General features: G+C 72.8%; 10 protein-coding genes. 2 read left to right on the plus strand and 8 right to left on the minus strand.

Annotation, left to right across the window (positions count from 1 at the left end):
• Nucleotides 1-53 precede the first annotated feature (53 nt).
• From GTY47_RS17380 to pdhA, 6 genes are all read right to left on the minus strand, one after another.
• Nucleotides 54-1,160, minus strand: coding sequence for a potassium channel family protein (locus tag GTY47_RS17380; RefSeq protein WP_010032527.1), 1,107 nt, complete (start codon nt 1,158-1,160; stop codon nt 54-56).
• Complete coding sequence (locus tag GTY47_RS17385; RefSeq protein ID WP_010032529.1) at nt 1,157-2,539, minus strand: molybdopterin molybdotransferase MoeA; 1,383 nt, start codon at nt 2,537-2,539, stop codon at nt 1,157-1,159. Before GTY47_RS17385 ends, GTY47_RS17380 begins: the two co-directional genes overlap by 4 nt.
• Nucleotides 2,536-3,510: an NTP transferase domain-containing protein gene (locus GTY47_RS17390; RefSeq protein WP_010032531.1), complete on the minus strand. Its 975-nt coding sequence runs from the start codon at nt 3,508-3,510 to the stop codon at nt 2,536-2,538. Before GTY47_RS17390 ends, GTY47_RS17385 begins: the two co-directional genes overlap by 4 nt.
• Before the next feature lie 119 nt (nt 3,511-3,629).
• Nucleotides 3,630-5,033: a dihydrolipoamide acetyltransferase family protein gene (locus tag GTY47_RS17395; protein WP_029180670.1), complete on the minus strand. Its 1,404-nt coding sequence runs from the start codon at nt 5,031-5,033 to the stop codon at nt 3,630-3,632.
• Entirely contained in the window at nt 5,033-6,037 is a 1,005-nt protein-coding gene (locus GTY47_RS17400) for an alpha-ketoacid dehydrogenase subunit beta (protein WP_010032533.1), read from the minus strand. Before GTY47_RS17400 ends, GTY47_RS17395 begins: the two co-directional genes overlap by 1 nt.
• On the minus strand, nt 6,034-7,179 hold the full coding sequence (pdhA, locus tag GTY47_RS17405) for a pyruvate dehydrogenase (acetyl-transferring) E1 component subunit alpha (protein WP_010032534.1): 1,146 nt from the start codon (nt 7,177-7,179) through the stop codon (nt 6,034-6,036). The genes GTY47_RS17400 and pdhA overlap by 4 nt, the downstream gene beginning before the upstream one ends.
• 191 nt (nt 7,180-7,370) lie before the next feature.
• Here pdhA and GTY47_RS17410 point away from each other — a divergent pair, with 191 nt between their 5' ends.
• Entirely contained in the window at nt 7,371-7,856 is a 486-nt protein-coding gene (locus GTY47_RS17410) for an Lrp/AsnC family transcriptional regulator (RefSeq protein ID WP_010032535.1), read from the plus strand.
• Between the two features lie 16 nt (nt 7,857-7,872).
• Here the strand turns inward: GTY47_RS17410 and GTY47_RS17415 are convergent, their stop codons facing one another.
• A complete protein-coding gene (locus GTY47_RS17415) occupies nt 7,873-8,463 on the minus strand; it encodes a TetR/AcrR family transcriptional regulator (protein WP_010032538.1) in 591 nt (196 codons plus the stop codon).
• On the minus strand, nt 8,460-9,977 hold the full coding sequence (locus GTY47_RS17420; protein WP_010032540.1) for a 3-hydroxyacyl-CoA dehydrogenase: 1,518 nt from the start codon (nt 9,975-9,977) through the stop codon (nt 8,460-8,462). Before GTY47_RS17420 ends, GTY47_RS17415 begins: the two co-directional genes overlap by 4 nt.
• 160 nt (nt 9,978-10,137) lie before the next feature.
• Between GTY47_RS17420 and paaN the strand changes: the two genes are divergently transcribed.
• Complete coding sequence (paaN, locus tag GTY47_RS17425; protein WP_010032543.1) at nt 10,138-11,829, plus strand: phenylacetic acid degradation protein PaaN; 1,692 nt, start codon at nt 10,138-10,140, stop codon at nt 11,827-11,829.
• Nucleotides 11,830-11,966 lie beyond the last annotated feature (137 nt).

Here is an 11,966-nt window from a genome sequence, read left to right on the forward strand (position 1 = left end):
CGGCCGCCCCGCACTGAACGTGTGGGGCGGCCGGCCGTTCGCTGCCGTGCCGGTCAGTTGCGCGGCATGGGGGGCATCGGCCGGAAGTCGGGCGCTGTCTGTGAGCCGGGCGTCGCCCGCACGATCGTGATGAGCCGGTCGGTCAGCTCCAGCGTCCCGACAGCCGGATCGTCGTAGCCGAGCACCCGGTGGCCGCGTATGACGCTCACCACCAGGTCGGTGATCTCCCGCGGGGTCTTGCCCACCTCGGCCTTGACCACCGGCCGTTCGACGATGTCGAGGCCGCTGCCCTGCTGGATGAGGTCCTCCATCACCATGCCCGCGGAGGGGCTGAGCACCGAGAGGCCGAGCAGACGGCCGGCGGCACTGGCACTGGTGATGACCGCGTCGGCGCCGGACTGCTTGAGCAGCGGCGCGTTCTCCTCCTCCCGCACGGCGGCCACGATCTTCGCTCCGCGGTTGAGCTGCCGGGCCGTCAGCGCCACCAGGACCGCCGTGTCGTCGCGCTGCGTCGCGATGATGATCTGGCGCGCCTTGTGCACCTCGGCCCGCTTCAGCACCTCGCTGCGCGTGGCGTCCCCGACGATCCCCGCGTAGCCCTCGGCGGCCGCGGCGTCGATCACCTTGGAACTGGGGTCGACCACGACGACCTGCTCCTTCTTCAGGCCCGTCGCACAGACGGTCCGGATCGCCGACCTGCCCTTCGTACCGAATCCGATGACGACGGTGTGATCGCGCAAGGTGGACCTCCAGCGGGTCAGTCGCCACTCCTCCCGGGTGCGTTCGGTGAGGGCTTCGAGGGTGGTGCCGACCAGGATGATCAGGAACAGCACGCGCAGGGGCGTGATGACGAGGATGTTCGTGAGCCGGGCGGTATCGCTGGCAGGGGTGATGTCGCCGTAACCGGTCGTGGAGAGGGTGACGGTCGCGTAGTAGAACGCGTCGAGGAGCGTCATGCCCCCGCCCGCGTTGTCGTTGTAGCCGTCGCGGTCGGCGTAGACGATCAGGGCGGTCGCGACGAGGACCACCAGTGCCATGGAGAGCCGCTTGGCGACCTGGCCGATCGGGTGCTCCACCACTTTCCTCGGGAGTTTCACCCGATGGGTCACCAGATGCTCGTCCGCCTGGCGGGCGATCGCGTCCTGGCCCGGAAGTTTCACGTGAAACACACCCCGATTCCTCCGGACGCCCAGGGCAGGTCGAGCAGTTCCGCCTCCTGCCCCGCACGGGCACCGCCGGGGGGTACGACGGCCAGCGCGTCGGCCGCGGCGATGCCGCGCAGCATGGCCGGTCCGTTGTAGTGCAGCGGCACGGCCTGGTCGCCCCGCAGGACGACGGGGACGAGCCGGGTGTCGTACGGGTGCCCGTGCACGGCGTCCCTCAGCGGCAGCGTGTACGGCTCCGGGGCCGGGCGGGCCGCGAGGGTCCGCAGCAACGGCTCGGCGAGCGTCAGCAGTCCGGAGACGGCGGCGAGCGGGTTGCCCGGCAGGCCCACGAGGTGCTGGGTCTCCGTGATGCGGGCCAGCAGCATGGGGTGGCCGGGGCGCACCTTGACGCCGTCCACGAGGAGTTCGGCACCGATACGGCGCAGCGTGGGGTGGACGTGGTCGACGGGGCCCGCGGCGGTGCCGCCTGTGGTGACGACGACATCGGCGTCGGACGTGGTGATCGCCTGGTGCAGGGCGTCGGCGTCGTCGTGGACGCGTCGTACGGCGGTGACCTCGGCGCCGAGCGCCCGCAGCCAGGGCGGCAGCATCGGGCCGAGCGCGTCCCTGATCAGACCGTCGTGCGGCCGTCCCTCGGTGAGCAACTCGTCGCCGAGGACCAGGACTTCGGCACGAGGGCGGGGGACGGCGGTGACGACGTCGTATCCGGCGGCGGCCGCGAGCCCCAGTACGGCCGGGGTGACGAGGGTGCCCACGGGGAGCAACTGGTCGCCGTTGCGGCACTCCTGGCCGCGCGGGCGGATGTCCTGGCCGGGGACGACGTCCCTGGTCGCGTACAGGCGGCCCTTGTCGTCGGTGCGGCCGTGCTCGCTGCGCAGAACGGCGGTGGTGTCCGGGGGGACGCGGGCGCCGGTGGCGATCCGGACGGCCTCGCCGTCGGTCAGGGGCTCGGCGGCGGCGTGCCCGGCCAGGACGCCGTCGTCCCGTACGTCCCAGGGGGCGGGCCCGGCGACCGCCCAGCCGTCCATCGCGGAGGTGTCGAAGGAGGGGAGGTCGGTGAGGGCGTCGAGGGGCGCGGCCAGGGTGAGGCCGAGGGCGGCTTCGAGAGGCACGGAGACCGGTCGGCGGCGCGCGGCCCGGGCGGTGTTCCGGGCGGCGCGCTCGGCGGTGGCCCGGGCCTCCGGCCAGGGGGTGGCGTGGTGACGGGTGTCCGGCCGGGGAGAGGTGTCCGGCTGGTCGGAGGCGCGGGGGCTGTGCGTCTCACCTCGATCGGCGGGGCCGGGCAGGTCGTTGCTGTTCCTCACGAGAGCGAGCACCTCCTCGACGTCGAGGTCCTCGGCGTCCTCACCGGCGCGTGTGCCGTGCGGGGTCATCCGGCGTCCGGGCGGGTGTCGGGCGTCGCGTCGGGGGCGACGTCGGGCTGGGGCTCGGCGCCGGAGGTCTGGGTCGTTTCGGTACTTTCTTCCGCCCAGCGGGCGGCGAGGGCCGCGGCCTTCCGGGCGGCCTCGGCGACCGCCTCGGGGCCGCCGCCTGCCTGTGCGGCCGCGTAGCCGACGAGGAAGGTGGTCAGTGGCGCCGCGGGCCTGTCCACCCCGTGGGCGGCGTCGCGAGCGAGGTCGAGCAGGCCGCGGATGTCGACCTCGAGGTCGATGCCCAGTTCGTCCTTGACGGTGGAAATCCATTCATCCAACACGTGCCCATGCTCCCTGATACGTGCCCTGGCGGTGGCGATGTCGTCCCAGGTGTCGCAGTCGAAGGACGCGACGGGGTCGGAGATACGGGTGAGGTTCAGCTCGGCGATCAGCCGCCGCAGCGGGAGACCGGCGAGACCGTCGTGCCGGTCGGTGAGGAGCGCGAGCCCCTCGCGCAGCCGAGACGCGTCGTACGCGGCCACGAGGGGCTGGTCACGTCCCTCGGGATCGGTCAGCAGCACGCCGTCGGCGGCGCTCGCCCGGAGCGTGCTCAGCAGCCGGTCGACCGTGCGTGCCTCCAGGAACGGCAGATCGGCGGAGAGCACCACGACGTGCTCCGCCGTGGTGTGCCGGAGCCCGGCGTCGAGCGCGGCGAGCGGTCCGCCGCCGGGCGGGTCCTCATGGGCCCAGGTCACGGGCCGGGCAGTCGGCCGGGGCGCGGCGACGACGACGGTGCCGCGGGCTCCCGCGCACGCGGCGAGCACGCGGTCGAGCAGGGCCCGGCCGCCCACGCGCACACCGGGTTTGTCCGCGCCTCCGAGGCGCCGGGCGGCACCGCCGGCGAGCACGACGGCGTCGTACGCGGCGGGGGCCGGCCCGCGCGCGGGGCCGGTGCCGGCGCCGGATTCACCGGGGGGCTGATAGGCGGTCATCCCCCGAGTATGCGTGCCTCCGCGATCACAAGGAACGCGGGGGAACCGACACCCTCACGGGCACCAGCTCACGGGCCGAACAGGAATCACAGCGTCCGTCCTGCCGGGGCCGGACGGAATCACAGCGTCCGTAGCAGCACCGCCGGCTGTTCCACGCAGTCCGCCACGTAGCGCAGGAAGCCGCCCGCCGTGCCGCCGTCGCACACCCGGTGGTCGAAGGTGAGCGAGAGCTGGACGACCTGCCGCACCGCCAGCTCGCCCCCGTGCACCCACGGCTTGGGGACGATGCGGCCTACGCCGAGCATGGCCGCCTCGGGGTGGTTGATGATCGGTGTGGAGCCGTCGACGCCGAAGACGCCGTAGTTGTTCAGCGTGAAGGTCCCGCCGGTGAGTTCCGCGGGCGTCAGCGTCCCGGTCCGGCCCGCCTCGGTCAGCCGGGCGAACTCCGCGGTCAGCGACTCGGCGTCGCGCGCGTGCGCGTCCCGGACGACCGGGACGACCAGTCCCCGGTCGGTCTGCGCGGCGAAGCCCAGGTGCACGTGGTCGAACCGGACGACCTCCCTGGCCTCCGCGTCCACGGTGGAGTTGAGCTCGGGGAAGCGGGCGAGGGCCGCCGTGCAGATCCGGGCCAGCAGCGCCAGGAGGGAGATCTTCGGGCCGCCGGCCGCGTTCATGGCCGTGCGCGCCCGCATGAGCTCCGTGGCGTCGGCGTCCACCCAGCAGGTCGCGTCCGGGATCTCGCGGCGGCTGCGCGCCAGCTTGTCGGCGACCGCGCCCCGGATGCCCTTGAGCGGGGTGCGGATCTCGCCACGGGCCGCTGTCGCGGTGGGCTGCGCCGCGGCGGCCGTCCCCGCCGCCTGCGGCTCGGGGGTGTGCGGCTCGGCCGTCGGCGCCACCGCACCCGACTGGGCAGCGGCACGCAGCGCGTACTCCACGTCCGCCCGCAGGATCAGCCCGTCGGGGCCGGACCCGGTCAGCTCCCGCAGGTCGAGGCCGTTCTGCCGGGCCAGCCTGCGCACCAGGGGCGAGATCACGGGAACGGGGCCGTCCTCGGTCTCGGGGGCACCCGCCTGCCCGTTCACCGCCGCCGGGACGGTGCTCTGTCCGGTCACCGCCCGAGAACCTGCCGCGGGCGCGCCGGACACCGGCCTGTCCTGCCGCACCCTGCGTCGCCGCGCGGGCGCCTCGGACGTGCCGTAGCCGACCAGGACGTTCCCGGAATTCTCGGCTCCGGCGGCGTCCCCGGTACCGGACTGAGGCCGCTCCCCCACCGCGACCGTGATCAGCGGCGCCCCGACGGGCAGTTCCGTGCCCTCCTCGCCGAAGCGGGCCGTGACCACACCGCCGTAGGGGCAGGGCACCTCCACCATCGCCTTGGCCGTCTCGACCTCGACGACCGGCTGGTCGATCTCGACGAGGTCTCCGACCTCGACGAGCCACCGCACGATTTCCGCCTCGGTGAGCCCTTCGCCGAGGTCGGGCAGCTTGAACTCCAGGCTGTGCATACCAGAAGCGTGTGCCATCAGCTCTCGGCCTCCCACTGCAGACGCCCCACGGCGTCAAGGATCCGGTCCACACCGGGCAGGTGGTGGCGCTCCAGCATCGGCGGCGGATACGGGACGTCGAACCCGGCCACGCGCAGCACCGGCGCCTCCAGGTGGTGGAAACAGCGCTCCGTGACCCGGGCCGCGATCTCCCCGCCCGGGCCGCCGAAGGAGCCCGACTCGTGGACGACGAGCGCGCGTCCCGTCCGCCGCACCGCGGCGCACACCGTCTCGTCGTCGAACGGCACCAGGGAGCGCAGGTCGACGACTTCCAGGTCCCAGCCCTCGGCCCGGGCCGCCTCGGCCGCCTCCATGCAGACGGGTACGGACGGCCCGTACGTGATGAGCGTGGCGCTCCGGCCCGGGCGCCGCACCACCGCGCGGCCTATGGGTGCAACCGGCGCCGGCTCCTCGGGGTTCCAGGAGTCCTTCGACCAGTACAGCCGCTTCGGCTCCAGGAAGACGACCGGGTCGTCGGAGGCGATCGCGGCGCGCAGCAGGCCGTAGGCGTCGGCGACGGTGGCCGGCGTGACGACATGGAGCCCCGGAGTCGCCATGTAGTACGCCTCGGAGGAGTCGCTGTGGTGCTCGACACCGCCGATGCCGCCGCCGTAGGGGACGCGGATGGTGATCGGGAGCGGCATCGTGCCGCGGGTGCGGTTGCGCATGCGGGACACGTGCGAGACGAGCTGTTCGAACGCCGGGTAGGCGAACGCGTCGAACTGCATCTCCACGACCGGGCGCAGGCCGTACATGGCCATGCCCACCGCCGTGCCCAGGATCCCCGCCTCCGCGAGCGGGGTGTCCGTGCAGCGGTCCTCGCCGAACTCCTTGGCGAGTCCGTCGGTGACGCGGAAGACGCCGCCGAGGGTGCCGACGTCCTCGCCCATGACGTGCACGGCGGGGTCGGCGGCCATGGCGTCGCGCAGCGCGCGCGTGAGGGCCTGTGCCATGGTGGCCGGCTTGACGGCGACGGTGGTCATCGGTGCGTGCCCCCCTCCGGCTCGGCCTCGGCCTCCAACTCAGCCCGCAACTGGTCCTGTTGCTCGCGCAGTTGCGCGGTGGGCTCGGCGTAGACGTGGGCGAACAGGTCCATGGGGTCGAGTGCCGGGTCCTGGTTCATGTGCGCGCGCAGGTCGGCGGCCATCGCCTCGGCGGCGTCCCGCGCGGCCTGCTTTCCGGCCTCGTCGAGCAGGCCGCGCGCGGTCAGCTCCCGCTCCAGCAGCTGGATCGGGTCGTGCTCGCGCCAGGTCTCGACCTCGGCGTCGCCGCGGTAGCGGGTCGCGTCGTCGGCGTTCGTGTGGGCGTCGACGCGGTACGTGATCGCCTCGACCAGGGTGGGCCCGCCGCCCGCGCGCGCGTGCCGTACGGCGTCGCTCAGCACCTCGTGCACTGCGGCGGCGTCGTTGCCGTCGACCAGGCGGCCGGGCATGCCGTAGCCGACGGCCTTGTGGGCCAGCGACGGGGCCGCGGTCTGCTTGGCGAGCGGGACGGAGATCGCGAAGCCGTTGTTCTGCACGAGGAAGACCACCGGGGCCTGCCAGACGGCGGCGAAGTTCAGCGCCTCGTGGAAGTCGCCCTCGCTGGTGCCGCCGTCACCGACCATGGCCAGCGCGACCACGTCGTCGCCCTTGAGCCGGGCGGCGTGGGCGAGGCCCACGGCGTGCGGCAGCTGGGTGGCGAGCGGGGTGCACAGGGGGGCGACCCGGTGTTCGTAGGGGTCGTAGCCGGTGTGCCAGTCGCCGCGCAGCAGCGTGAGCGCCTCGACGGGGTCCACGCCGCGGGCCACGACGGCGAGCGTGTCGCGGTAGCTGGGGAAGAGCCAGTCCTGCTCCTTCAGCACGAGCGCGGCGGCGATCTCGCAGGCCTCCTGGCCGGTGGTGGAGGGGTAGACGGCGAGGCGGCCCTGCTTGGTGAGCGCGGTGGCCTGCGCGTTGTAGCGGCGGCCGCGGACCAGCTGGGCGTACAGCGTCCGCAGCAGCTCGGGGTCGGCCTTCGCGGCCGCCTCGGTGCCGAGGACGCGGTACGGCTCAGCGTCGGGCAGCAGCGGCGCGGGGTCCGTGCGGGGCTGCCAGGCGGGCGGCGGGGTCGGCCGGTACGCGCCCCGCTGCTCCATGACCGTCATGACGGCACCTCCTCGTGGGAGCGGCTTCGTGCAGGCGCGTCGGCTGTGACGCGCCTCACCTACCGATTGTTCGGTCGTCGGCACAATTTGGCTACGGGTGGCCTCAGGCTGTGGACAAACGGTTCTCCACAACCTGAGATGGACGCAGTACGTCCATGGTGGGGAGGTCGGCGCAGGTGGCATCTGAACAAATGGCCGAAAGCCAGGAGGACAGCGGCCCGCTGCCCCCGCCGCGTCCGCTGGACGCCATCGACCAGGACATCCTGCGCATGCTCCAGGCGGACGGCCGCGCCTCGATACGGTCGGTCGCCGAGCGGGTCCACGTCTCGCGCGCCAACGCCTACGCCCGCATCAACCGGCTCGTCGAGGACGGTGTCATCCGCGGCTTCGGCGCCCGCGTCAACCACGAACGGGCGGGCCAGGGGACGTCCGCCTACATCACCCTGAAGATCGTGCAGAACTCCTGGCGCACGGTGCGCGAGGAGCTCAGACAGCTGCCCGGTGCCTCGCACATCGCCCTGGTGGGCGGGGATTTCGACGTGCTGCTGCTGGTGCACGTGTCCGACAACCGGGCGCTGCGCGAGCTGGTGCTGACCCGGCTCCAGGCGATCCCGCAGGTGCTCAGCACGCGCACCCTGCTGGTGTTCGAGGAAGAGGACCTGGAGCCGCAGGGCTGAGGCACGCAGGAGCGCGTCACCCGGCTTTGCGCAGACCCCCGAACGCCAGCTGCACCACCGCGTCGGCCACCTCGCGCTCGCTCATGCCCCGCCCGTCCGGCCGGTACCACTCGACGATCGAGTTGATCATGCCGAAGACCAGCCGGGTCACCAGCCGCACCTCTACGTCGCCGCGCACGTCCCCGTCCGCGGCAGCGGCCTTGAGCAGGTCGGCCACCCGGTGGTCGAAGTCGCGGCGGCGCTCCAGGGCCCACCGCTCGGTGTCCGTGTTGCCGCGCACGCGCAGCAGGAGGGTCACGTAGGGCAGTTCGGCTATGAGCACCTCGACCATGCGCCGGACGACGTACTCCAGTCGCTCGGCGGCGGGCCCCACGCGCGCGTGCTCCTCGTCGAGGATCCCGAAGAGGCCGTCCAGCGCCCGGCTCACGGCACGGCGCAGCAGCTCCTCCTTACCGGCGACGTGGTGGTAGATCGACGACTTGGAGATGCCGGCCGCCTTGGAGAGGTGCTCCATGGAGGTGCCGTCGTAGCCGCGCTCGTTGAACACCCGGACGGCGACGGACAGCAGGGTGTCCGGGGTGTAGGTATCGCGCTTGGCGGTGGTCATGAGGCGTTGCCCTCCCGCTTGTCGGAGGCGTGGGCGTGGCGGTACAGCGCGAGGGACGGCGCGTAGCGCCCCGAGGGGTCGCGCAGGTGCAGGTCGTCCAGGAGCGCGTAGGCCCAGCAGCGGCCGAGCCGGCGGCTCCACTCGAAGGGACCCAGGGGGTAGTTGACCCCGAGGCGCATCGCGGTGTCGATGTCCTCCTCGGTGGCCACGCCCTTGGCGACCGCGTCGTGCGCCAGGTCGATGATCCGCGCGACCGTACGGGCGACGATCATGCCGGGTACGTCCCCGATGACGCTGACCTGCTTGCCGAGCGCCTGGAAGAGGCCGGTGGCCTCGGCGAGGGTCTGCGGGGAGGTGTCCTGGGAGGCGGACAGGGCGATCCGGGTGGCCCTGCGGTAGTCCAGGGCGAGGTCGAAGTAGACGACGTCCCGGAACTCCACGGAGGTCTGCCCGTCGGCGAGGACGAGCTGGCCGCCGCTCGGCAGCACCAGGCGGGTGCCGTTGTCGTCGTCCTCGTCGCGGACCCGGATGCCCGCCTCGCGGATCAGCGCGAGCAGGTCGGCGGCCGGGCCCAGGTCGCCCTCGGCGACGACGTACGCGGGCGGCTGCCGCTGCTCGGCGGTGTCCGGCTCGGGGCGCTCGGCGCCGTCCCGGTGGTCGTACCAGCCCTGGCCCGACTTGCGGCCCAGCCGGCCGGACTCGACCAGGCGGCGCTGGGCGAGGGACGGCGTGAAGCGCACGTCCTGGAAGAAGGACTGCCAGACCGACCGCGTGACGGATTCGTTGACGTCCTGGCCGATCAGGTCGGTCAGCTCGAACGCGCCCATCCTGAAGCCGCCCGACTCGCGCAGCACGGCGTCGATGGTGGCCGGGTCGGCGCCCTGCGCCTCGTGGACCGCGAAGGCCTCGGCGTAGAAGGGCCGGGCGATGCGGTTGACGATGAAGCCGGGGGTGTCCGCGCAGGCGACCGGCGTCTTGCCCCAGGCGCGGGCGGTCTCGTACGCGCGCGTGGCGTACGTGACGTCGGTGGCGAACCCGGAGACGACTTCGACCAGCGGGAGCAGCGGCGCGGGGTTGAAGAAGTGCAGACCGACGAAGCGGCCGGGGGTGCGCAGAGCGCCGCCGATGGCGGTGACGGACAAGGACGAGGTGTTGGTGGCGAGCAGGCAGTCGTCGTCGACGACGCCCTCCAGCTCGCGGAACAGGTCCTGTTTGACGTCCAGCCGCTCCAGCACCGCCTCGACGACCAGGGCGCAGTCCGCCAGCTCGGAGAGCGACTCGGCGGGCAGCAGCCGGGCCCGGGCGGCGTCCCGGTCGGCGCCGGTGAGCCGGTCCTTCTCGACGAGCCGGTCGAGGCGGGCCCCGATCGCGTCGGCGGCCTCCCGCGCCCGTCCCGGGAGGGCGTCGTACAGCCGTACGGGATGGCCCGCGACCAGCGCGACCTGGGCGATTCCCTGGCCCATGGTGCCGGTGCCGACGACGGCCACGGGGCTGCTGAGGTCGAGTGCTGTCATGTGCGCGATCCTCCCGCACGGGGTTTTCCACAGATGCGGCGGACCCCCTTGAACCGACCGATCGTTCGGTTACTCTAGCTCTGTCCGTCCGTTCCTGCCCAGGTTTCTGCCCAGGTCATGAACTCGACGAAGAGTTCTTGAGACGAGGAGTTGGTCACCCATGACCGCCGCACTCTCGGCGCACGAGCTGATCGCCCGGCACCGGTCCACCCTCGACCAGGCGCTGGAAGCGATCCGCACGCGCGCGTACTGGTCCCCGCACCCCGAGCACCCCAAGGCCTACGGGGAGAACGGCAGCCTGGACGCGGCCGCGGGCAAGGCCGCCTTCGACGCCCTGCTCGGCACCCGCCTCGACCTCGGCCAGCCGGGCACGGACGACTGGGTGGGCGGCGAGACCTCCCCGTACGGCATCGACCTGGGCGTGACGTACCCGCACGCGGACCTCGACGTGCTGCTGCCCGCCATGAAGGCCGGGCAGCGGGACTGGCGGGACGCGGGCGCGGAGCAGCGCGCGGTGGTCTGCCTGGAGATCCTCAAGCGCATCAGCGACCGGACGCACGAGTTCGCACACGCGGTCATGCACACCTCCGGCCAGGCGTTCATGATGGCGTTCCAGGCGGGCGGGCCGCACGCGCAGGACCGCGGCCTGGAGGCGGTGGCGTACGCGTACGTGGAGCAGGTGCGCACGCCCGACACGGCGGAGTGGACCAAGCCCCAGGGCAAGCGCGACCCGCTGGCCATGACCAAGCAGTTCACGCCCGTCCCGCGCGGCATCGGCCTGGTCATCGGCTGCAACACCTTCCCGACGTGGAACGGCTACCCGGGCCTGTTCGCCTCCCTCGCCACCGGCAACGCGGTCCTGGTCAAGCCCCACCCGCGCGCGGTGCTGCCCCTCGCGCTCACCGTGCAGGTCGCCCGCGAGGTGCTCGCGGAGACCGGCTTCGACCCGAACCTGGTGGCGCTCGCCGCGGAGCGCCCCGGCGAGGGCATCGCGAAGACCCTGGCGACGCGTCCCGAGATCCGGATCATCGACTACACGGGCTCGACCGCGTTCGGCGACTGGCTGGAGGCCAACGCCCGCCAGGCGCAGGTCTACACGGAGAAGGCCGGCGTCAACACGGTGGTCGTCCACTCCACGTCCGACTACAAGGGCATGCTCTCCAACCTCGCGTTCTCGCTGTCCCTGTACAGCGGCCAGATGTGCACGACCCCGCAGAACCTGCTGGTCCCGCGCGAGGGCATCACCACGGACCAGGGCCCCAAGTCGTACGACGAGGTGGTCGCCGACCTCGCCAAGGCGGTCGACGGGCTGCTGGGCGACGACGCCCGGGCGAACGCGCTGCTGGGCGCGATCGTCAACCCGGACGTGAAGGCCCGGCTGGAGTCGGCGGCGGGGCTGGGCGAAGTCGCCCTGGCCTCCCGGGAGATCACCAACCCGGACTTCCCCGGTGCGGTCGTCCGTACGCCGGTGATCGTGAAGCTGGACGGGGCCAAGCCGGACGCGGAGGCCGCGTACATGAGCGAGTGCTTCGGGCCGGTCTCCTTCGCCGTGGCGGTCGACTCGGCGGCGGACGCGGCGGAGTTGCTGCGGCGCACCGTCCGGGAGAAGGGCGCGATGACCGTCGGGGCGTACACGACCGACCCGGAGGTCGAGCAGGCCGTGCGGGAGGTGTGCCTGGAGGAGGCGGCGCAGTTGTCACTGAATCTCACGGGCGGGGTGTATGTGAACCAGACGGCCGCGTTCTCCGACTTCCATGGGTCGGGCGGCAATCCGGCGGCGAGTGCGGCGCTGTGTGACGGGGCGTTCGTCGCCAACCGGTTCAGGGTTGTGGAGGTGCGGCGGGAGGCCTGACGCCTCGGTGGGCCGCCTGGTAAACGCTCCCCGATAGCCAGCTTCACCCGTTGGGAGTACGGGGCAACTGGTGCAGAACTAGGGCCTGTCGTTTGGATCACGTCGCAGACGCGGGGGCTGAGTGGCACTGTCACTTC

It is taken from the genome of Streptomyces sp. SID5464, from assembly GCF_009862985.1.
Lineage (GTDB): Bacteria > Actinomycetota > Actinomycetes > Streptomycetales > Streptomycetaceae > Streptomyces > Streptomyces chartreusis_D.

What these genes read in the sequence shown, in the direction of transcription:
- pdhA (WP_010032534.1), bottom strand. Translation starts at nt 7,179, where the DNA reads ATGACGGTCATGGAGCAGCGGGGCGCGTACCGGCCGACCCCGCCGCCC.
- GTY47_RS17415 (WP_010032538.1), bottom strand. Translation starts at nt 8,463, where the DNA reads ATGACCACCGCCAAGCGCGATACCTACACCCCGGACACCCTGCTGTCC.
- GTY47_RS17400 (WP_010032533.1), bottom strand. Translation starts at nt 6,037, where the DNA reads ATGACCACCGTCGCCGTCAAGCCGGCCACCATGGCACAGGCCCTCACG.
- GTY47_RS17410 (WP_010032535.1), top strand. Translation starts at nt 7,371, where the DNA reads ATGGCCGAAAGCCAGGAGGACAGCGGCCCGCTGCCCCCGCCGCGTCCG.
- GTY47_RS17385 (WP_010032529.1), bottom strand. Translation starts at nt 2,539, where the DNA reads ATGACCCCGCACGGCACACGCGCCGGTGAGGACGCCGAGGACCTCGAC.
- GTY47_RS17420 (WP_010032540.1), bottom strand. Translation starts at nt 9,977, where the DNA reads ATGACAGCACTCGACCTCAGCAGCCCCGTGGCCGTCGTCGGCACCGGC.
- GTY47_RS17395 (WP_029180670.1), bottom strand. Translation starts at nt 5,033, where the DNA reads ATGGCACACGCTTCTGGTATGCACAGCCTGGAGTTCAAGCTGCCCGAC.
- paaN (WP_010032543.1), top strand. Translation starts at nt 10,138, where the DNA reads ATGACCGCCGCACTCTCGGCGCACGAGCTGATCGCCCGGCACCGGTCC.
- GTY47_RS17390 (WP_010032531.1), bottom strand. Translation starts at nt 3,510, where the DNA reads ATGACCGCCTATCAGCCCCCCGGTGAATCCGGCGCCGGCACCGGCCCC.